Raw genomic sequence first — 18,492 nt, 5'->3', positions numbered from 1 at the left:
GGGATATAGAATGGACCATCCAATTCAAGGTTTAATGACAACCGCAATGCAGCATTTAAAACAAATGACTGATGTAAATACAATTGTTGGTGATCCAATTAAAGCGGCAGATGGAAGTGTAATTCTTACCGTTTCGAAAGTAAGTTTTGGCTTTGCTGCTGGTGGAAGTGAATTTGGCAAAGTAGAGCATTCAGGCCGTCATCCATTTGGAGGAGGTAGCGGTGGTGGGGTTTCCATTAATCCTGTTGCCTTTCTCGTTATAAATGGAGATGGTGTGAAAGTTTTACATTTAGATAAACAAACACATGTCATTGACAAAATAATTGAATTAGCGCCACAAGCTGTTGATAAAGTGAAAGAAATGATGGATAAACGAAAAGAAGATGATCCGGAATTTCAAATTTAACGAGTAAAGAAGCTAATCAATGGATTAGCTTTTTTATTTTTTTGTAAATAAAGCGATTTTATTTGCATTATCGATAGGGACAAACTATCATTTACATTGTACATATTTTGTTTAAATAAGGGAGGATTTTTAAGTGGCAAATGTAACTTTTAAAGGTAACCCAATGACTTTAGTTGGAACAGAAGTTAAAGTTGGCGATCAAGCGCCTAACTTCCAAGTATTAGCAAATGACTTATCTCCAGTAAGTTTAGAAACATACAAAGGTGAAGTGAAATTAATTAGTGTTGTACCTTCAATCGACACAGGTGTATGTGATGCACAAACTCGTCGTTTTAACGAAGATGCAGCAGGTATTGAAAATACGAAAGTATTAACAATTAGCGCTGATTTACCATTCGCTCAAAAACGCTGGTGTGCAGCTAACGGTTTAGAAAACGTTGCGACACTTTCTGATCACCGTGACCTTTCATTCGGCGAAGCTTATGGCTTAGTAATGAAAGAACTTCGTTTACTTGCTCGTGCAGTATTCGTAGTAGATAGCAATGACAAAGTAGTTTACGTAGAATACGTAAGCGAAGGTACAAGCCATCCAAACTATGAAGCAGCATTAGAAGCAGCAAAATCTGCGAAGTAATGTAAAAGAAGACGACCTCTCATTAAAGTTTCACTTTAGAAGAGGTCGTTTTTTCTCATGTATTGTTAACTGAACCAATATATGAGAAAAGACGTTACATCATAAACAACTTGAAGGGGAGCTCTTAAAAAGAGGTCGCTTTTTCTTTTTGGAAAAAATCACTTTGTGGTATGATATAAGTTATGTGTAAAAGAGAGAAGGAGGAATGAACGTGAGTCAGGCAGTAGAAACATTATTTTCTATTTTTGATTCTTCTACGGTAGTTTTACGTAAAGAATTAGATGTAACATATTTAGAGGCGCTTGTAGAAACAGGTGATAACTTGTTTGAGGGAGCGATTTTACAAGAGGAATTATCCGAATCAACAATTGAAAGGTTGAATCGTGAATATAGTACGTTTAATGAAGAAACATATAAAGGGGAAGAAATTCGTAAAGCATTTCAGCTAGCCATTTTAAAAGGAATGAAAGAAGGCGTGCAAGCGAATCATGAAATGACGCCAGATGCAGTTGGAATGTTCGTGAGCTACTTATTCCATAAATTTATGCAAGGTCAAAAAGAAATTACAGTTTTAGACCCTGCAATTGGAACGGGTAACTTAATGACTACAGTGTTTAATAGCGCCAAAGAAGAACTAGCAATGAGTGGATTTGGTGTAGAAGTGGATGAAGTGCTAATTAAACTTGCTTTAGTAAATGCGAATTTACAAAAGCATGCAATCGAATTCTTCCATCAAGATGGACTAGCACCACTTTATATTGATCCAGTTGATGCAGTTGTTTCAGATTTGCCAATTGGTTACTATCCAAATGAAATCGGTGCAAGTGAATATACATTAAAAGCAGATGAAGGAATGTCATATGCGCATCACTTATTTATTGAACAAAGTGTGAAACATACGAAAGAAGGCGGGTATTTATTCTTCTTAGTACCAAACTTCATTTTTGAAAGTGATCAAGCGCCAAAGCTACATGCATTCATTAAAGAAACATGCTTTATTCAAGGATTGTTACAGCTACCTGTTTCCATGTTTAAAAACGAGAAAAATGCAAAAAGTATATTTGTTCTCCAAAAGAAAGGCCAGGATGTAATAATGCCGAAACAGGCACTATTAGTGGAATTACCTAAATTCTCCAACATGAAGGCTATGGAGAACATGATGGAGCAACTAAATACGTGGTTTGCAACACATAAGTAATGCCAGATATATGTAACAGGGTTAGTAATTAATGTAGTACAGTTGTATATAATATGGAATATTTTTTAATATATACAAGATTTAACTGAATTTTTTTGAAATCTGTAATATATTTTTTTTCTTGGTGTTACAATTTTTTCACTTGAAATATATGTCGGACGATGTTTAAATTAAAATCGTGAGTATAAAATTTACTAATGATGAAACGTTTTCATAATGAGTGAATTTAATTAGATAAAATCGAGCGGTTTGTGGAATGATCCACACAACTACCAAGAGAAAAAGGGGCGAAAGACTAGATGTCAAAAATCATCGCGATTAACGCAGGAAGCTCTTCCTTAAAGTTCCAATTATTTGAAATGCCAAGTGAAACAGTATTAACAAAAGGTTTAGTAGAACGTATCGGTTTAGAAGATAGTGTCTTCACAATTACTGTAAATGGCGAAAAACAAAAAGAAATTACAAACATCCCAGATCATGCAGTAGCAGTTAACATGCTTCTTAAGAAATTAACTGAAAACGGAATCGTAAAATCTCTTGATGAGATTGGCGGTATCGGTCACCGTGTTGTACACGGCGGCGAAAAATTTGCTGATTCTGTTTTAATTAATGATGAAGTATTAGCTGATATCGAAGACTTAAGCGATTTAGCACCACTTCACAACCCAGCAAACCTTGTTGGTATTAAATCATTCCAAGAAGTACTACCAAACGTACCAGCAGTAGCAGTATTCGATACAGCATTCCACCAAACAATGCCGGAATCTGCATTCCTATACAGCTTACCATATGAGTACTATGAGAAATTTGGCATCCGTAAATACGGTTTCCACGGAACTTCTCATAAATACGTAACTGAGCGTGCGGCTGAATTATTAGGTCGTCCACTTGAAAGCTTAAGCCTACTTTCTTGTCACTTAGGTAACGGTGCAAGTATCGCAGCAGTAGAAGGCGGAAAATCTATCGATACTTCTATGGGCTTCACTCCACTTGCTGGTGTAACAATGGGTACACGTTCTGGTAACATTGACCCTGCGTTAATTCCATATATCATGGAAAAAACAGGCCAAACAGTAGAAGAAGTAGTTAACGTATTAAACAAGAAGAGTGGTATGTTAGGTCTTACTGGTTACTCTAGTGACCTACGTGACATCATTTCTAAAGAAGAAGAAGGCGACCACCGTGCGAAAGTAGCACTTGATGTATTCGTAAGCCGTATCCACAAATACATCGGTTCTTACACAGCTCGTATGAAAGGTGTAGACGCAATCATCTTCACAGCTGGTATCGGTGAAAACAGTGCAGTTATTCGTGAGCGCGTATTAGAAGGCCTTGAGTACATGGGCGTATACTTCGACGTGAAACGCAATAACATCTTTGGTGAAGAAGCATTCATCAGCTTCCCACACTCTCCAGTAAAAATTATCGTAATTCCAACTGACGAAGAAGTTATGATTGCTCGTGACGTATTACGTCTTGGAGATATTGGTTAATATATGCATGAAAAAGACGAGATCCTAAAGGATTTCGTCTTTTTTCTTTTTGATATATTTTAAAATTCCACCTGGATATAATAATTTTTCCTTCTGAATGAATGCAGTAATGGGAACCCATTTTGCATAAGACGCTGTTTGTTCATCCTTTATATTCAGTAATTCCATTTCATATAGTGATGTGTCTAATAAACGCAAAGAATATAGTTGAATAATCTCATGACCAATTTCCCCATCTAGATGAAAGATGTTTTCTAAGCATCCTAAATAATCGGTAACTTCTATTTCTGCATGAAGCTCTTCTTTAAATTCTCGAATAATGGTATCTGCTGATTTCTCACCAAGTTCAATTGAACCGCCAAGAGGACGATAATATGTTTCGTCGCCTGTACGATATTCTTGTACGAGAAGTCGCTCTTGATGTATAGCAATGCCAAAAGCTTTTGCACGTGGATACATATGTATAATCGCTCCTTATTTGTTTTGTATAAGGATGATTATAATGTAGCTAAGTAGAAATTGATAACATGTATTCGGATAGATGTTTGGACTTAGGCTGTAAATAAAAAACACGCGATGTACAAGCATATTTGCAAATATGATACAATAGAAAAAAATCGAACGAGGTGGTTGTTGCGATGCGATCGAAGCGAGAACAAGCCATTTTAGAAAATATAAAAGAGTGGGAAGGGCAATTAGTAGAGCAAGAAGCGACCGATTTTCAAAAGATGTTTGATAAGTGGTTGCATACTACAGTTGCAAAATTACCTGAGAAAAAACGAAAAGACTTTTTTACGAAAGCAGATGGATGGCTCTTTCATTTGCATGCACTTATTCAAAGTTCACAATCACAGTTAGATGCACGTAATCGTATTTTAGGAACGTCGAGATTATTTGATGAATCCATTGAGCAACTTGAAGATTTGAAGGCGTTATCTATTGATCAATTAACATACATAGCAGAGCAGCAAACAGCACGTCATCGTCTATATTCATTCGTACAAGGCGGAGCAACAGGTGCTGGCGGTCTATTATTATTAACGGCTGATTTTCCGGTTATGATTGCATTAAATGTGAAGGCTGTACAACTTATTGCGACATCATTTGGGCATGATGTGAACAAGCCGTATGAAATGATGCTTGCGTTAAAGGTATTCCATGCAGCATTATTGCCGGCGAGACTTCAGCAATATGCATGGTACAATTTACTGAGAGAACTTGAGCAAGAAGATTCATTCTTTTATGAAGGAGACGAAGAGGTGTTAAAGCCAGCTTCTACTGAGGTTGTGTTAAAACAAATTTTGAAGACATTTTCGATTTATGCTCTTCGTCGCAAATTATTCCAAGGCATTCCTGTACTTGGAATGGCAATTGGATCTACAGTGAACTATCGCTTAACGAGGAATGTTACTGAATTTGCAAATAAGTTTTATCAAGTACGCTACATATTAGAAAAAGAAAAGAGAGCATGAAAAAAAGCGAGAGGCCGAAGCCTTTCGCTTTTTAGTTTGTCGCATGTTTTTTGGACATTGGAATAGAAACGGGTTGCTTTGCTGCTTTCTTTTCTGTTTTTGGATAGTAAATTAAATCCAATGTTTTTGCCTGTACGGCAATCGAAAGAATAGTAAAAGCAATTTCTGTCCAATTTAAATAATATAATGAAAGCGCAAGAACAATCGCGTCAAAGACGAAGAAAATTTGCCCAATTGTAAACCGAGTTCGTTTACTTAATATAATTGTTAAAATATCGTCTCCACCGGTTGCACCGCCAAATCGCAATATAAAACCGAGTCCAATACCAGCTAACGCACCGCCAACTACTGCAGCTACAAATAAATTATTTGATAAATCTACCGTAAAAGGAGAATAATTTTCCATAAGGGAATAAAATACTCCGAATGAAAGTGAACCTAAGAATGAATAGCCAACCATTTTTCTACCTAAAAATGAAGCACATAGTAAAATAATAGGGATATCCATTACTACAGTTGAAATAGATGGTGAAATATCATAAAAATTTTGGATAAATAGTGCAATACCTACAAAGCCACCTTCTGTTAAGTGGTTTTGGAAGTGAATGTGATATAGCGCTGCTGCTAAAATAAATGAACCGATTAAAACCATAAAAACTTCTTTAATAATTTGTCGACTTTGGATGTTCCTCATCGTTATTCCTTCTTTCCGTAGTTAGTAGTCCTTTTGGTGTTGTAAACTAACTACGAGCTCACATGTAGCTTTCAGTTAGTTTACGTAAAACTAACTACGCTATATGTCGCTGAAGAAATAACGAATAATCCTCTCGTCCATCAATTCTCCCTACCTTCGTTTTAGTTTAAGTCTTAAAGCGACTAAACAAAACGTGGAGTAGAATTCTTCATTTAGCAATCCTGCTCTTCTTTGTTTTGTTTAGCTAGTAACAATTAAGTCCTAAACAAAACGCTATGTGTAAGAAGAGTCTTTTTTTTGCCAAATTATCCTTCGGGCAATCATAATTTCCCCACTCTCGTATTTTTTTCGCTAGACTAAAGTATCTGAGCTGAAAAATACGCTACGTGTATGATTCGTCAATACGATGCCACATGCTCCTTCGAGCGATCATGATATCAAAATCCCTTCCTTCAAGATTTATATTATTATATCATACTTTCAAAAAATGCATGCGGATGGAAACCGACAATAACCGGAGGGAATCTACAAAAATTGTTATCTTTAAATATTTTTGTAGAAAAGCCTAAGTTATTTTGCAGGAATGGACAGTTTTTAGAAGTTTGTCCAATAAGTAAGAAAAGATAGCTGTTTATTCAGTTGTATTTTTTTCGTCACTTTTATCTTTAAAAAATGCATCCCAACTAATAACACTTAAAAAAGTTAAAGCGATAATAATGAAAGCTCGCATACATTAAAGGCCTCCTTTCATTCATAAATACGTTTCATTAGTATATGAACGAGATGATTTGTGATGTGTCATTTTTTACAAGGATTACTTGTTGTGAGATCATATTAATATAAGTAGATAAAAGGGGATGATGAATCATGTTCAAAGATATGTTCAAGAGAAAGGAATTAGTATGTGCAATTTGCGAGAAAAAGATTCAATATGAAGAAGAACTTGTTGCTTTTGTGAAGTTGCCGAAAGAAAGAAGTATATTAGTAGGCCCGTTTGATGTATGTTTAGCAAAAACGGCGCAAGAAATATATTGCAAAGCTTGTTACGATAAAAAAGCATGACCCAAAGTAAATGAGGGGCATGCTTTTTTCATTGGTGTGCTTTTCCCTCAGATACGTTTTGCGTTAGACGATACCAAAGCCAAAGATCGTTAATAATTGAAGCGAGATCGGCAATTTCTGAATTAAGCCTACAGGAAATTTCGAAATTATCTTCGTTATTTAAACAATGTTGTTTTTGATTAATATGATGTTCAAGCTCTTGTATACGATCAGGTATTTTTCCGCGAATTTGCTCCCATTTTAATAAAATAGAATGCTGCGCTTGTTCAGAGATGTCTTCCCATTTTTCTTGTATGTTCGGCACTTCAATTCCTAGATGTTTATTGTATATAAAATACTTTTTCATAGACACCCCTCCAGTTTCCTGCCTCTATTTTACATAAAAAAAGAAAGAAGTTCGACGGAATTGTTTGAAAAAAATTATAAATTCCCCTTGATTCATTTTATGAAAGGTGATAAAGTTTGGATTATTATAAGAAAAGATGAATATTTATTCTTTAGGGGGATGCAAAATGGAGAAGAAAAAAGTTGTATTAGCATATTCCGGAGGTCTTGATACTTCCGTTGCAATTAAATGGTTACAAGAGAAAAATTATGATATTATCGCGCTTTGCTTAGATTTAGGGGAAGGTAAAGACTTAGCGTTTGTAAAAGAAAAAGCACTTTCAGTAGGAGCAATTAAATCATATATGATTGATGTTCAAGAAGAATATGCGAATGAATATGCATTGATAGCGATGCAAGCTCACACGTTATACGAAGGGAAATATCCTCTTGTCTCTGCATTATCTCGTCCGCTTATTGCGAAAAAATTAGTGGAAATTGCAGAACAAGAAGGCGCAACGGCAGTTGCACATGGATGTACAGGGAAAGGGAATGATCAAGTTCGTTTTGAAGTTTCTATTCAAGCGTTGAATCCATATTTAGAAGTTATTGCGCCTGTACGTGAATGGAAATGGTCACGTGAAGAAGAAATTGCGTATGCAAAAGAAAATGATATACCGATTCCAATTAATTTAGATAGCCCGTTTTCAATCGATCAAAACTTATGGGGACGCAGCAACGAATGTGGAATTTTAGAAGATCCATGGGCAGCACCGCCAGAAGAAGCATACGAGATGACATTAGCATTAGAAGATACACCGAATAAACCAGAGTTTGTAGAAATCGGATTTGAAGCAGGGGTACCGACGACTTTAAACGGCACTGCATATTCACTTTCAGAACTAATTAAAACGTTAAATGCACTTGCTGGAAAACACGGCGTTGGACGTATCGATCATGTAGAAAATCGCCTTATAGGTATTAAATCTCGTGAAGTGTACGAATGCCCAGCGGCAATGACATTAATAACAGCGCATAAAGAACTTGAAGATTTAACACTTGTGAAAGAGGTCGCTCATTTCAAACCGATGATTGAGCAAAAACTAACAGAATTAATTTATAACGGTTTATGGTTCTCACCTTTAAAACAAGCACTCAATGCTTTCTTACAAGAAACGCAAAAAAATGTAACAGGTACAGTACGTGTGAAATTATTTAAAGGTCATGCGATTGTAGAAGGACGTAAATCTGAGTACTCTTTATATGATGAAAAACTTGCAACGTATACTGCTCAGGATGAATTTAATCATGATGCAGCAGTTGGTTTCATTTCATTATTCGGTTTACCTACAAAAGTATACAGCCAAGTGAATCAGAAGAAGGTGGAAGCGTGAGCAAACTTTGGGGCGGACGTTTTACAGAAGAAGCGGAAGCATGGGTAGAAGAATTCGGAGCTTCTATTTCCTTTGATAAGCAATTGGTTAGCCAAGATATAAAAGGGAGTATTGCACACGTAACGATGTTAGCAAAGCAAGGCATCGTTACGAAAGAGGAAGCAGAGAAAATCAAGATAGGGCTTCAGTATTTATTAGAGGAAGCGAAAAAGAATAAACTTCATTTCTCGGTAGAAGCTGAGGATATTCACTTAAACATTGAAAAAATGTTAATTGAAAGAATCGGTGAAGTAGGAGGGAAACTTCATACAGGCCGAAGCCGTAACGATCAAGTAGCGACAGATATGCATTTGTATTTAAAAGAAAAAGTAGAAGATATTATAAAAGCTACAAAACAATTGCAAACTGTTCTTGTTCATCAAGCGGAAAATAACATTGAAACCATTATGCCTGGTTATACGCACTTGCAGCGCGCACAGCCTATATCGTTTGCTCATCATATCCTGGCCTACTTTTGGATGTTAGAGCGTGATGTGAATCGTTATGAAGATTCGTTAAAGCGTATTAACATTTCACCATTAGGAGCAGGAGCGCTAGCTGGTACAACATTCCCGATTGACCGAGAATATAGTGCGGAGCTTCTTGGATTTAATGGAATCTATGAAAATAGTTTAGATGCGGTAAGCGATCGTGATTTCATACTGGAGTTTTTAAGTAACTCATCTATGCTTATGATGCACTTATCACGCTTTTGCGAAGAACTTATTTTATGGAGTAGTCAAGAGTTTCAATTTATTGAAATGAGCGATCAATACGCAACTGGAAGCAGTATTATGCCGCAAAAGAAAAATCCGGATATGGCGGAACTTATTCGCGGAAAAACAGGCAGAGTATATGGCAATTTATTTAGCTTACTTACAGTAATGAAAGGATTGCCGCTCGCTTACAATAAAGACTTACAAGAAGATAAAGAAGGCATGTTTGATACAGTGAAAACAGTAGAAGGATGCCTTCATATTATGGCAGGCATGATTGAAACGATGACTGTAAACAAAGAAAAAATGGGGCAAGCTGTGACGCAAGACTTCTCTAACGCAACAGAAATTGCTGACTATTTAGCAAGCAAGGGACTACCGTTCCGTCAAGCTCATGAAATTGTTGGGAAGTTAGTTCTACATTGCACACAAAAAGGAATTTATTTATTAGATGTACCACTTGAAACGTATAAAGAAATGAGTCCGTTATTTGAAGAAGATTTGTATGAGGTTCTGTCACCTTATGCTGCTGTAAAGCGCCGTAATAGTGCTGGCGGAACAGGGTTTGAACAAATCAAAAACGCTTTGGAGAAGGCGAAGGGGTTAGCCATAGAGTTTGTTGGAAGTTAAATGATGTATGATATAGAAGGTAAGGTGCTTTTTTAGAAAGCACCTTACCTTTTTGTATTTAGATTTTTAGGTATGTATCTATCATTTCATAATTGTTTTTCATAATCATAAAATGATGCTTCTCATGAATCGCTAAAAGCTCGATAGATTGAATAAGGTTAGGGTAGTGAGCAATTGGATCTAAAAATACGATATGTCCTGCAATATTTTCTTCTATATTTTGAACTAGTTTTTTTATTTCATCTGTTTCACTTGAAAGTAATTCTTCTAATTCGTTTACATTCATAGAGTAATAGACTTTTTTTGAAGGGATTAAAATCCAAGGAGCTTTCATTCCTTTGCCGTGTTTTTCTTTATATTCGGCATAAATATCATGTATGTCAGTTGCAAATGGGGCGTTTTTTCTTAGTTTGGCATAAGGAATAAGAGTGAAAGAGAATTTAATCGCTACTTTTAGCATTCTTGCAATTAAATATAAGTGATAAAAGTGTTCACCAATAGACCATTTTCCGTCCTCTTTCCTGTACCATAGTTGTTCGTGTGAAAGTGAATGAAGCTTAGGAAGGAACTGGTCTCTTTGCACATGTAATGTATGAAAATGTTTTGCGATATTTTCAGATTGCATATTTTGGTATCCTCCATTCTTTTTCCTAATTATAACATTTTTCGTATAGATTTAATTAAGCCTAGAACAATATGTTCTAGGCTTAAAGCTTCATCGATTAATCATACTTATGTCGACCTTCCGTAATTCGAATATACTCAATATCCATCAAATCTCTAAGTAATGCACCATTACTTACTTCCACACCATGCTTCTCTTTAAAATGTGTGCGGATCGTATCTAACATTTCGATTTCTTTCCCATTCACATCTAAAATAATACGTTCATAATCATCCATGTAGCACCCTCCTTTTCTAAACACATATATTTTGTCCGTCTATTACTAAAAAATGTATGTTAGTGTAATGTTAGAAAATAAGAAAGGAATGGAAAATGAGACGTATTTATTTTGTAGGGTTAATTTTGTATACGCTAATTGTATTACACGTTGCATTCCCAAAAATATTTACATTTGAGAATGTAAAAACAATACATATAGCAATATTTATCTTTACTTTATTTGTAGTAGATTGCTGTATTTCTGTATGGCTTTCTAAAAAAAAGAAAGTACAAGAAGTAAAAGATAAAAAAGAAATAGAACGGAAAAAGAGAAAACGTTCATTTTGGATGACAACGTATTGTTTTTCTTTAGTGATTGCTGCTGCATTTTTTAGTGAGCATATTCCACTAGAAAGATTGGATATTGAATTTTGGGCAATTGTATTTGCATGTTATTTTTTCATGCACTTTCTTCCTTATATGAAAGAAAAGCGAGGAGAAGAGGAAGATCCTATTGAAGAAGAAGCGAGAGAACAAGAGAGTAAGAGAATAGAAGAAGACATAAAGAAACTTGGAGAACACAAGTGGTATTTAAAATCAAAAATTATATATGTTCTTTGCTTCATTACGCCGCCAATCGGTTATGTGTATGTTTTCTTACTCCGTAAAAAAATGACAGAAGATGCAAAGCAAACGTACTTAACGGTTGCGACGTTAATGATGGCGCTATGGTCTTTGAAGTTCCTTCCGCCTTATGTGTTTGCAGTTGTCATTGTTGTTGTAGCTTGTTTCGTATTTGTAGTGAAATATGTGAAATGAAAAACACCAAGCCCATGTGGACTTGGTGTTTTTTTATTATAAATTAAAGATCACCTTGCTCCTCATCACCACGAACAACAAGGACATCGCATTTCGCATAGCGAATAATATGTTCAGAGACGCTACCAATTAGGAAACGCTCAACAGCATTTAAACCAGTTGCACCACACATAATTAAGTCTACTTTATTGTTTGGAGCAATTTCTTTTGAAATTTTAGATTTAGGATTACCGAATTCTAATACAGTTTCAATGTTTTCAAGGCCAGCTTCAAGCGCAGTTTTTTTGTAGTCTTCTAATAAGTCTTCTGCAAATAGATTTGCACGTTCAGCAATTGCTCGGCTATACGCCTCTACTGCTGAGTATGCTTTTACATCAACGATATGAGCAATTGTTAATGTTGCATTGTTTCGTTTTGCGACTTGAATTGCCTTTTTAAAGGCTTTTTCTGCTTCTTTAGAACCGTCCACCGCGATTAAAATATTTGTATATGTATTATTCATAGTAAATTCCTCCCAATCATTTTTATAACTGTTTACAACTTAATTATAAAACAAATTATGGTAATGTGCCTGTTAAAACGTTACAGAATTTTGAAAACTTTGTTTCAATTCATTTTAGTTGTAATTGGAGCGAGAACTTGTTACATATGAAGTATGGCAATTTAAAAGGAGGCAGTTTTGTGAGACATGCGCTCATTACAGCCGGTACGAAAGGTTTAGGAAAGAAAGTAACAGAAAAGTTATTGGCTAAAGGGTATTCAGTAACAGTAACGTATCATAGCGATATAACTGCTATGGAAACAATGAAAGAAACATATAAAAATATGGAAGAACGTCTACAGTTCGTGCAAGCTGATGTCACGAAAAAGGAAGATTTACATAAAATAGTAGAAGAAGCGATGAGCCGTTTTGGCAAAATTGACTTTTTAATTAATAATGCTGGTCCTTACGTATTTGAAAGGAAAAAGTTAGTCGATTACGAAGAAGACGAATGGAATGAAATGATCCAGGGTAATTTAACAGCGGTGTTTCATTTATTAAAACTTGTCGTACCGATTATGAGAAACCAGCAATTTGGCCGTATTATTAACTATGGATTTCAAGGGGCAGATAGCGCACCTGGATGGATTTATCGTTCAGCCTTTGCGGCTGCGAAAGTAGGACTTGTTTCATTAACGAAAACAGTAGCTTACGAAGAGGCGGAATATGGTATTACTGCGAACATGGTTTGCCCTGGTGATATAATTGGTGAAATGAAAGAAGCAACGATTGAAGAAGCGCGAAATCTGAAAGGTAGTAACACACCAATTGGTAGATCTGGAACAGGCGAAGATATTGCAAGAACCATTTCGTTTTTATGTGAAGAAGATTCCGATATGATTACTGGTACGATTATTGAAGTAACCGGCGCTGTTGATGTTATTCATAGACATCGATAGAATTAAATAAAGTGAAGTTTCGAATAATTGGACAGTTTATCCTTTATACTGAGAGGTACGGATAATACTGTCCTTTAATGTAAGGTTAAATCTATCGGAAAACTTGTATTATTTTTTGTCAAATATTGAGATATTATGTTAGAATATAAGAGTGTAGAAAGCGCTTTAAAAAAATGATTCAGGGGTCATTTCATAACTCAAGGGGGAACTAATAATGCGTATCGGTATTCCAACAGAAATTAAAAACAATGAAAACCGCGTGGCAATGACGCCAGCGGGAGCTGTACATTTAGTACAAAATGGTCATGAAGTTTTTGTTCAAAAAGGATCAGGTGTAGGATCAGGCTTTACAGATGAAGAATACGTACAAGCTGGTGCGAAACTTGTTGAAACTGCTGAAGAAGCATGGAATCAAGATATGGTTATGAAGGTAAAAGAGCCAGTTGCAAGTGAATACGGTTATTTCCGTGAAGGTTTAATTTTATTCACATATTTACACTTAGCTCCAGAGCCAGAATTAACAAAAGCATTAATTGATAACAAAGTGGTATCAATTGCATACGAAACAGTACAATTAGACAATCGTTCTTTACCATTACTTGCACCAATGAGTGAAGTTGCAGGTCGTATGTCTGCGCAAATCGGTGCACAGTTCCTTGAGAAAAACAAAGGCGGAAAAGGTATTTTACTTGCAGGTGTTCCAGGGGTTAAACGCGGTAAAGTAACAATTATCGGCGGTGGTCAAGCTGGTACAAACGCAGCGAAAATTGCAGTAGGTTTAGGTGCAGATGTAACAATCATCGACTTAAGTGCAGAACGTCTTCGCCAATTAGATGATATTTTTGGAAACCAAGTAAAAACGTTAATGTCTAACCCGTACAACATTGCAGAAGCTGTAAGAGAATCTGATCTTGTAATCGGTGCAGTATTAATCCCAGGTGCAAAAGCGCCAAAACTTGTAACAGAAGAAATGATTCAATCAATGGAACCAGGTTCTGTCGTTGTAGATATTGCGATTGACCAAGGTGGTATTTTCGAAACAACTGACCGTATTACAACTCATGACAACCCAACTTATGAGAAACATGGCGTTGTGCATTATGCAGTTGCAAACATGCCAGGTGCGGTTCCACGTACATCAACTCTTGCATTAACAAACGTAACAGTACCATATGCAGTACAAATTGCTAACAAAGGCTACAAAGAAGCTTGCCTAGGCAACGCTGCATTATTAAAAGGTATTAACACATTAGATGGCTATGTAACATTCGAAGCGGTTGCAGAAGCGCACGGCTTACAATATGCTGATGCGAAAGAGCTTCTTGAAAAAGCTCCTGCTTTATCATAATAGAAATAAAATAAAGACCTTTCCTTTGTAGGAAGGGTCTTTTTGTTTAAACTAATTATCTAATTTCTTCACAATTTTCAAGCCGAACATCATTGTGAAGAAAAGAATTCCAAACAAGTAATAGAGGGCATACTCTACTCGTATCGTCGAATTTTCGTTAGTGATATATAAAACAAATAGTATCGCAGAGCCAATTAAATGAGAAAGACCGAAAATTTGCGCCATAAATTTTAAGCCCATTTTTTCAATTCTTTCATCTGTCTCAGGTAATGGGTATTTCTCGGACTCTTTCTTTTTGTTCTTAAAGAATATTCGTTTCACTACAAATAGTACCAAGGCTAAGAGTATGTATACGCCAGCGAATAGAAGGATGGAACGAATCTTTTCTTCATCACTACTATTGAAATAAAGAAAAGTCAATCCTAACACTAAAATGGTAAGATGTGAAATGAATTCTTGATTAAAAGTATTTTTCATTCTTTTTCCTCCCCAGTTTTATCTAATTGAAATAAATCTTCTACTTTACAGTTGAAAAACTCACATAATTTCAATGCTAATTCTAAACTTGGGTTGTATTTATTCTTCTCGATAGCGATGAGGGATTGTCTAGTGATTTGAACAGAGGAAGCTAATTGCTCTTGGGTGATGTCTCTAACGACGCGGAATTGTTTCACCTTATTTTTAATCAAATGCACAAAGTCTCCTTTTTGTAAATTTGTTACATTTATAATATCCATTTATAGGTAAAAAGTAAACAAAACTTTACAAAAAGTAAATAAAACTTTACGAGAAATCTCGCTTGTTACAATGTGTATTTTTGTGATAATTTGGAATTGAACGGAAAAGGGAAGTCGAAAGAGGGGATTGAATGGGGAGAAAAAGTAGAAAGAGAAAGCAAGTTAGAAAACAAAAATATCTAAAGAAAAAACAGGAACAGGATATACCACTCTCAAAGAAAATAGCAATTATTATAGGTAGAACATTTAGGTATATCAGTATGGCTATTTATGTGATTTTGTGTGCTTATTCATTTGAAGTATTCTATAGTTTTGGAATAACACCCAATATTATTGAAAGTATTTTAGACGTTATCATTTTCACAATAGAATTAGTCCTATTTTTCATATTGTTTTATAAAGTGTGGCCTAGTCATGAGAGTAACAAAGATAAGAAAAGAAACAAGAGAAAAAAATCTTCACAAGCCTCAAGCTCATCAAGTGGACTTGGTGACTATAGTAGCAGCGATTGTAGCAGTTCAAGTGATGGTGGAGGAGATTGCGGAGGCGGTGGAGACTAGAAGCTAGCTATTAAATTAAGGTTTCATAATCCGGTAGAATATAGTTTATTTGTCCGTAAGAAAATGGGGGAATAAAAATGAACGTAGAATTAACAAGATTCAAAGTAAAGCCAGGTAAAAGTCATCGTGTAGATGAATGGATGCAGCTTCTTAATGATAATATGAAAGAAGTGCTTTTGACATTAAACGACGAAAAGATGTATGTAGAGACAATTTTCCGGGAAATAAGAGATGGAGAAGAGTACCTATATTGGTATTCTGTGCAAGGAGAAGGTGGTACTCTTGTCGAAAATTCTCATCATGAAATTGATAAAAGGCATTTGGAGTTTTGGTATGAATGTATTGATGAGGAAGCACCGTCTGTTGATATGAAAACAGAAGTTGTTATGATTCAAGATGTTGTGAAGAAAGCAATGAAATAATAGAATAGTATTTTAAAGAGAAGCGATCCCCTTTTTTTTGCTCCATGCCAAGTTAAAACAGAGATAGAAATTGGGTCCGAAGTTTATTTGTTATGCAAAGTGGTAATTTATATGAAAAAAATAAAATAGATAAAATAGATTTATATGAGAAGTGCATCAAATTGGGTGTGATTTTTTATGTGCAGAAACTTTTTTTAGAAAAGAAACTCTTATGTAGGATTAAAAGATCCTAAAAGTGGTGCACTATTAAGCGCCGTAATGGCTATAAACATTTTTAGATTTGAAGGAAGCTATGCAAAAGTAAATGAAGATATTAAAAACGATTTAACAAGAAGCTCAAAAGAGTTCCTGTACCAAATAAAGTATTTAGCAAAAAATAGTGAAGGTATACGAAGTGATTATTTTGAACAACACTATAAAGAAATAAAAAATACAAAACCAAAAGACTTACCAATATACGGTGTAGTCGTAACTGGAAAAACAGAGAATTTACAAAGTTTACAAAGTTTACAAGGTGCACCATATATTAAGGCGGCTGTTAGAGGTGTAACAGTGGAGAAATATTAATTACAGTTAATTAATGTGAATAATCAGAAAATTTATGTTATAATATGGGAAAAGGAGGCTTATATGAGGCAAATACATGGAGCAATTTATATTTACATAACAATATTTTTCGTAGCGATATCCTATGGTTTAGGGCACGTGTATTCGCATCCTATATTAACTTTTTTAAGTGGAGCATGTATGGTGTTTGCGTTTCTTGTCCACCTTTTCTCAGTTTGGATCGTGAAATTCCAATTAAATATTAGTGAAATAGAAGAAGGCACTTTTTGAGTGACCTTCTTTTTTAGTAATAATATTTATGAAGTTCTTGTAGTAATTTTTCAATTTCACATTCAGTTTTTTTACATATAGACATTGCACGTAATTTGAAAAATAAGCTGCGCAAGAAAGATTTTATATTTCCGTATAGAAATTCATATGAGTCAATATGTAGTGTCGGTTTTTGAACTTGTAATTGAGCTACTAAATTATGAAGGGCTAATATGAGTATTTCTTCCTCTAAGCCATTTTGTAGCATTGCGACAATCGGATAAACAATACGCTCATCTTCTTCATATTTGTAATAAATGGAATGGACACAAACTTTGTTTAATAAAGTTTGTAGTATTTCTTCGTAATGTGAAGTTTCCAGTTTAGGATTATTAACAAGCGCTTCAAATGTATCGGAAGCATGAGCGATACTATGTGCCCAGCCGTGGTCTTGCACATACCCACGGAAATCCTGTTCTTTGTTCATATATAGAATTAATTTATCCTTCACATTTAAAATATCAGTCTGTGATAGGAAATTATGATTTGTATCAGCATCAATAATGAGTGCGATTAATAATGTTGTAAATGCACGGGTAAATACAGCATCGTCGTCACCTGAATGAATTTTATAAAATAAATAATTGTCACTGATGCTTTCTGATAATAGTTTCTGTAAGTGTGTGTGTGAAATATAGTCTTTCTTAATTAGATGATAAAAAGTAGAGTAAATGAGTTTGTCCCTTAAATAGCTATCAGTAACACCAATATGTTGAAGCATACTGGAACTTAAAGAATCAATATTAAGTGCACCATTGATTACATAATTATTATTACGAATTTCTTCTAACTGTTGTTGTAACATATAAACCTCCTTATTTTAGAAAATTCTGCATATTAATAGTATAATGCGTGGAAGGAATAGACAAGGAATAATTTCTTTTGAATGACTCGATATGGGAGGAATCGTTATGAGGAAAGCTATGTTCTTCTTCGTTAGTATTTTATTTTTAGGTGTGTTTCTAATAATATTATCAGCGTGTACTATGAAAACAGTAGAGCAAGTAGCGGTAAAAGAAGTACCTAAAGAAGGATATATTATATTAAGAAATGACACGGTGTTTTTTGTCGGTGATAAAACTTTTAAAACAAAAGTAGAGTTGCAAAATTATATGGAACAACAAATGAATAAAGAGCATCCATCAGATACAGTCTTGAGCTTTAAGGATAAAAACGCATATGATCAATTAAAAACAGGGGATAAAATAAATGTATGGTCTTCTCAAATACTTGAAAGCTACCCAGCAAAAATGATTGTAGAGAAATTTGAACTAGTAGAGAAATAGAAAAAGGTAGCAATCAAGCTACCTTTTTTATCCCGCTATTTGTGGGAGTCGGGCTGCCC

The 18,492-nt window shown here is 35.0% G+C and carries 24 protein-coding genes and 1 pseudogene; 16 read left to right on the top strand and 9 right to left on the bottom strand.

Annotation, left to right across the window (positions count from 1 at the left end; all coding sequences use genetic code 11):
* Positions 1–10 precede the first annotated feature (10 nt).
* From ytfJ to ackA, 4 genes are all read left to right on the top strand, one after another.
* Positions 11–406, top strand: a complete 396-nt coding sequence (gene ytfJ / locus V7038_RS12590) for a GerW family sporulation protein (RefSeq protein WP_000350003.1) — start codon at positions 11–13, stop codon at positions 404–406.
* A 133-nt stretch (positions 407–539) separates the two neighbouring features.
* On the top strand, positions 540–1,040 hold the full coding sequence (tpx, locus tag V7038_RS12585) for a thiol peroxidase (RefSeq protein ID WP_002112256.1): 501 nt from the start codon (positions 540–542) through the stop codon (positions 1,038–1,040).
* A gap of 211 nt (positions 1,041–1,251) precedes the next feature.
* Entirely contained in the window at positions 1,252–2,238 is a 987-nt protein-coding gene (locus V7038_RS12580) for a class I SAM-dependent methyltransferase (protein WP_002112255.1), read from the top strand.
* 299 nt (positions 2,239–2,537) lie between these two features.
* Complete coding sequence (gene ackA, locus V7038_RS12575; protein ID WP_002112254.1) at positions 2,538–3,731, top strand: acetate kinase; 1,194 nt, start codon at positions 2,538–2,540, stop codon at positions 3,729–3,731.
* Between the two features lie 24 nt (positions 3,732–3,755).
* Here the strand turns inward: ackA and V7038_RS12570 are convergent, their stop codons facing one another.
* Positions 3,756–4,190 carry an NUDIX hydrolase gene (locus V7038_RS12570; protein ID WP_002112253.1) on the bottom strand — a complete coding sequence of 145 codons (435 nt, stop codon included), beginning with the start codon at positions 4,188–4,190 and terminating at the stop codon, positions 3,756–3,758.
* Between the two features lie 179 nt (positions 4,191–4,369).
* Between V7038_RS12570 and V7038_RS12565 the strand changes: the two genes are divergently transcribed.
* Entirely contained in the window at positions 4,370–5,203 is an 834-nt protein-coding gene (locus V7038_RS12565; RefSeq protein ID WP_002112252.1) for an EcsC family protein, read from the top strand.
* A gap of 31 nt (positions 5,204–5,234) precedes the next feature.
* On the opposite strand, the gene V7038_RS12560 is transcribed toward V7038_RS12565, so the two are convergent.
* Positions 5,235–5,897 carry a YitT family protein gene (locus tag V7038_RS12560; protein ID WP_002112250.1) on the bottom strand — a complete coding sequence of 221 codons (663 nt, stop codon included), beginning with the start codon at positions 5,895–5,897 and terminating at the stop codon, positions 5,235–5,237.
* A gap of 867 nt (positions 5,898–6,764) precedes the next feature.
* Between V7038_RS12560 and V7038_RS12555 the strand changes: the two genes are divergently transcribed.
* Positions 6,765–6,959: a hypothetical protein gene (locus V7038_RS12555; RefSeq protein ID WP_002112246.1), complete on the top strand. Its 195-nt coding sequence runs from the start codon at positions 6,765–6,767 to the stop codon at positions 6,957–6,959.
* Positions 6,960–6,987: 28 nt separating this feature from the next.
* Here the strand turns inward: V7038_RS12555 and V7038_RS12550 are convergent, their stop codons facing one another.
* Entirely contained in the window at positions 6,988–7,305 is a 318-nt protein-coding gene (locus tag V7038_RS12550; protein ID WP_002112245.1) for a hypothetical protein, read from the bottom strand.
* Positions 7,306–7,471: 166 nt separating this feature from the next.
* Here V7038_RS12550 and V7038_RS12545 point away from each other — a divergent pair, with 166 nt between their 5' ends.
* On the top strand, positions 7,472–8,677 hold the full coding sequence (locus V7038_RS12545) for an argininosuccinate synthase (RefSeq protein WP_002112244.1): 1,206 nt from the start codon (positions 7,472–7,474) through the stop codon (positions 8,675–8,677).
* The gene (argH, locus tag V7038_RS12540) at positions 8,674–10,062 is read left to right on the top strand and encodes an argininosuccinate lyase (RefSeq protein ID WP_335470388.1); all 1,389 of its coding nucleotides are present in this window, start codon (positions 8,674–8,676) and stop codon (positions 10,060–10,062) included. The genes V7038_RS12545 and argH overlap by 4 nt, the downstream gene beginning before the upstream one ends.
* 58 nt (positions 10,063–10,120) lie before the next feature.
* On the opposite strand, the gene V7038_RS12535 is transcribed toward argH, so the two are convergent.
* Both V7038_RS12535 and V7038_RS12530 read right to left on the bottom strand, forming a co-directional pair.
* A complete protein-coding gene (locus V7038_RS12535) occupies positions 10,121–10,687 on the bottom strand; it encodes a DinB family protein (RefSeq protein ID WP_002112242.1) in 567 nt (188 codons plus the stop codon).
* A gap of 97 nt (positions 10,688–10,784) precedes the next feature.
* A complete protein-coding gene (locus V7038_RS12530) occupies positions 10,785–10,964 on the bottom strand; it encodes a hypothetical protein (protein WP_002112241.1) in 180 nt (59 codons plus the stop codon).
* Between the two features lie 95 nt (positions 10,965–11,059).
* Here V7038_RS12530 and V7038_RS12525 point away from each other — a divergent pair, with 95 nt between their 5' ends.
* Positions 11,060–11,764 (top strand): hypothetical protein, encoded by a 705-nt coding sequence (locus tag V7038_RS12525; RefSeq protein WP_002112240.1) that lies wholly within the window; start codon positions 11,060–11,062, stop codon positions 11,762–11,764.
* A gap of 43 nt (positions 11,765–11,807) precedes the next feature.
* Here the strand turns inward: V7038_RS12525 and V7038_RS12520 are convergent, their stop codons facing one another.
* A complete protein-coding gene (locus V7038_RS12520; RefSeq protein WP_002112239.1) occupies positions 11,808–12,266 on the bottom strand; it encodes a universal stress protein in 459 nt (152 codons plus the stop codon).
* 146 nt (positions 12,267–12,412) lie between these two features.
* On the opposite strand from V7038_RS12520, the gene V7038_RS12515 reads away from it, so the two are divergent.
* Together V7038_RS12515 and ald are read left to right on the top strand one after the other, a co-directional pair.
* On the top strand, positions 12,413–13,204 hold the full coding sequence (locus tag V7038_RS12515) for an SDR family oxidoreductase (RefSeq protein WP_033711008.1): 792 nt from the start codon (positions 12,413–12,415) through the stop codon (positions 13,202–13,204).
* Between the two features lie 214 nt (positions 13,205–13,418).
* Complete coding sequence (gene ald / locus V7038_RS12510) at positions 13,419–14,552, top strand: alanine dehydrogenase (protein ID WP_002112237.1); 1,134 nt, start codon at positions 13,419–13,421, stop codon at positions 14,550–14,552.
* 51 nt (positions 14,553–14,603) lie between these two features.
* Here the strand turns inward: ald and V7038_RS12505 are convergent, their stop codons facing one another.
* The gene (locus V7038_RS12505) at positions 14,604–15,029 is read right to left on the bottom strand and encodes a hypothetical protein (RefSeq protein WP_002112236.1); all 426 of its coding nucleotides are present in this window, start codon (positions 15,027–15,029) and stop codon (positions 14,604–14,606) included.
* Complete coding sequence (locus V7038_RS12500) at positions 15,026–15,289, bottom strand: helix-turn-helix transcriptional regulator (protein ID WP_002199181.1); 264 nt, start codon at positions 15,287–15,289, stop codon at positions 15,026–15,028. The genes V7038_RS12505 and V7038_RS12500 overlap by 4 nt, the downstream gene beginning before the upstream one ends.
* Before the next feature lie 131 nt (positions 15,290–15,420).
* Between V7038_RS12500 and V7038_RS12495 the strand changes: the two genes are divergently transcribed.
* The 4 genes and pseudogenes from V7038_RS12495 (at position 15,421) to V7038_RS12475 (ending at position 17,108) form a co-directional block, all read left to right on the top strand.
* A complete protein-coding gene (locus tag V7038_RS12495) occupies positions 15,421–15,849 on the top strand; it encodes a hypothetical protein (protein ID WP_002112230.1) in 429 nt (142 codons plus the stop codon).
* Between the two features lie 77 nt (positions 15,850–15,926).
* Entirely contained in the window at positions 15,927–16,271 is a 345-nt protein-coding gene (locus V7038_RS12485; RefSeq protein WP_002112228.1) for a DUF6176 family protein, read from the top strand.
* A gap of 198 nt (positions 16,272–16,469) precedes the next feature.
* Positions 16,470–16,838: pseudogene (locus V7038_RS12480) on the top strand (anti sigma factor C-terminal domain-containing protein); the annotation flags it as partial.
* Between the two features lie 63 nt (positions 16,839–16,901).
* Positions 16,902–17,108 (top strand): hypothetical protein, encoded by a 207-nt coding sequence (locus tag V7038_RS12475; protein WP_002112225.1) that lies wholly within the window; start codon positions 16,902–16,904, stop codon positions 17,106–17,108.
* A 13-nt stretch (positions 17,109–17,121) separates the two neighbouring features.
* On the opposite strand, the gene V7038_RS12470 is transcribed toward V7038_RS12475, so the two are convergent.
* Complete coding sequence (locus V7038_RS12470) at positions 17,122–17,952, bottom strand: DUF2785 domain-containing protein (RefSeq protein ID WP_002112223.1); 831 nt, start codon at positions 17,950–17,952, stop codon at positions 17,122–17,124.
* Between the two features lie 106 nt (positions 17,953–18,058).
* On the opposite strand from V7038_RS12470, the gene V7038_RS12465 reads away from it, so the two are divergent.
* Positions 18,059–18,433 (top strand): DUF3221 domain-containing protein, encoded by a 375-nt coding sequence (locus V7038_RS12465; RefSeq protein ID WP_002112222.1) that lies wholly within the window; start codon positions 18,059–18,061, stop codon positions 18,431–18,433.
* The last annotated feature ends 59 nt before the right edge of the window (positions 18,434–18,492 follow it).

Source organism: Bacillus sp. JJ783 (assembly GCF_036963225.1).
GTDB lineage: Bacteria > Bacillota > Bacilli > Bacillales > Bacillaceae_G > Bacillus_A > Bacillus_A cereus_U.
The sequence above is the reverse complement of the archived record's forward strand: the minus strand, read 5'-3'. Positions and strand labels throughout refer to the sequence as shown.

Bases quoted from the DNA above. Each gene is read 5' to 3' on its own strand.
- V7038_RS12530 (WP_002112241.1), bottom strand. From the start codon at position 10,964: ATGGATGATTATGAACGTATTATTTTAGATGTGAATGGGAAAGAAATC.
- V7038_RS12495 (WP_002112230.1), top strand. From the start codon at position 15,421: ATGGGGAGAAAAAGTAGAAAGAGAAAGCAAGTTAGAAAACAAAAATAT.
- V7038_RS12545 (WP_002112244.1), top strand. From the start codon at position 7,472: ATGGAGAAGAAAAAAGTTGTATTAGCATATTCCGGAGGTCTTGATACT.
- V7038_RS12475 (WP_002112225.1), top strand. From the start codon at position 16,902: ATGAGGCAAATACATGGAGCAATTTATATTTACATAACAATATTTTTC.
- V7038_RS12470 (WP_002112223.1), bottom strand. From the start codon at position 17,952: ATGTTACAACAACAGTTAGAAGAAATTCGTAATAATAATTATGTAATC.
- V7038_RS12535 (WP_002112242.1), bottom strand. From the start codon at position 10,687: ATGCAATCTGAAAATATCGCAAAACATTTTCATACATTACATGTGCAA.
- ytfJ (WP_000350003.1), top strand. From the start codon at position 11: ATGGACCATCCAATTCAAGGTTTAATGACAACCGCAATGCAGCATTTA.
- V7038_RS12565 (WP_002112252.1), top strand. From the start codon at position 4,370: ATGCGATCGAAGCGAGAACAAGCCATTTTAGAAAATATAAAAGAGTGG.
- V7038_RS12500 (WP_002199181.1), bottom strand. From the start codon at position 15,289: ATGGATATTATAAATGTAACAAATTTACAAAAAGGAGACTTTGTGCAT.
- V7038_RS12560 (WP_002112250.1), bottom strand. From the start codon at position 5,897: ATGAGGAACATCCAAAGTCGACAAATTATTAAAGAAGTTTTTATGGTT.
- V7038_RS12525 (WP_002112240.1), top strand. From the start codon at position 11,060: ATGAGACGTATTTATTTTGTAGGGTTAATTTTGTATACGCTAATTGTA.
- V7038_RS12570 (WP_002112253.1), bottom strand. From the start codon at position 4,190: ATGTATCCACGTGCAAAAGCTTTTGGCATTGCTATACATCAAGAGCGA.
- V7038_RS12515 (WP_033711008.1), top strand. From the start codon at position 12,413: ATGAAGTATGGCAATTTAAAAGGAGGCAGTTTTGTGAGACATGCGCTC.
- V7038_RS12465 (WP_002112222.1), top strand. From the start codon at position 18,059: ATGAGGAAAGCTATGTTCTTCTTCGTTAGTATTTTATTTTTAGGTGTG.
- V7038_RS12505 (WP_002112236.1), bottom strand. From the start codon at position 15,029: ATGAAAAATACTTTTAATCAAGAATTCATTTCACATCTTACCATTTTA.
- V7038_RS12485 (WP_002112228.1), top strand. From the start codon at position 15,927: ATGAACGTAGAATTAACAAGATTCAAAGTAAAGCCAGGTAAAAGTCAT.
- ackA (WP_002112254.1), top strand. From the start codon at position 2,538: ATGTCAAAAATCATCGCGATTAACGCAGGAAGCTCTTCCTTAAAGTTC.
- V7038_RS12520 (WP_002112239.1), bottom strand. From the start codon at position 12,266: ATGAATAATACATATACAAATATTTTAATCGCGGTGGACGGTTCTAAA.
- ald (WP_002112237.1), top strand. From the start codon at position 13,419: ATGCGTATCGGTATTCCAACAGAAATTAAAAACAATGAAAACCGCGTG.
- V7038_RS12555 (WP_002112246.1), top strand. From the start codon at position 6,765: ATGTTCAAAGATATGTTCAAGAGAAAGGAATTAGTATGTGCAATTTGC.
- V7038_RS12550 (WP_002112245.1), bottom strand. From the start codon at position 7,305: ATGAAAAAGTATTTTATATACAATAAACATCTAGGAATTGAAGTGCCG.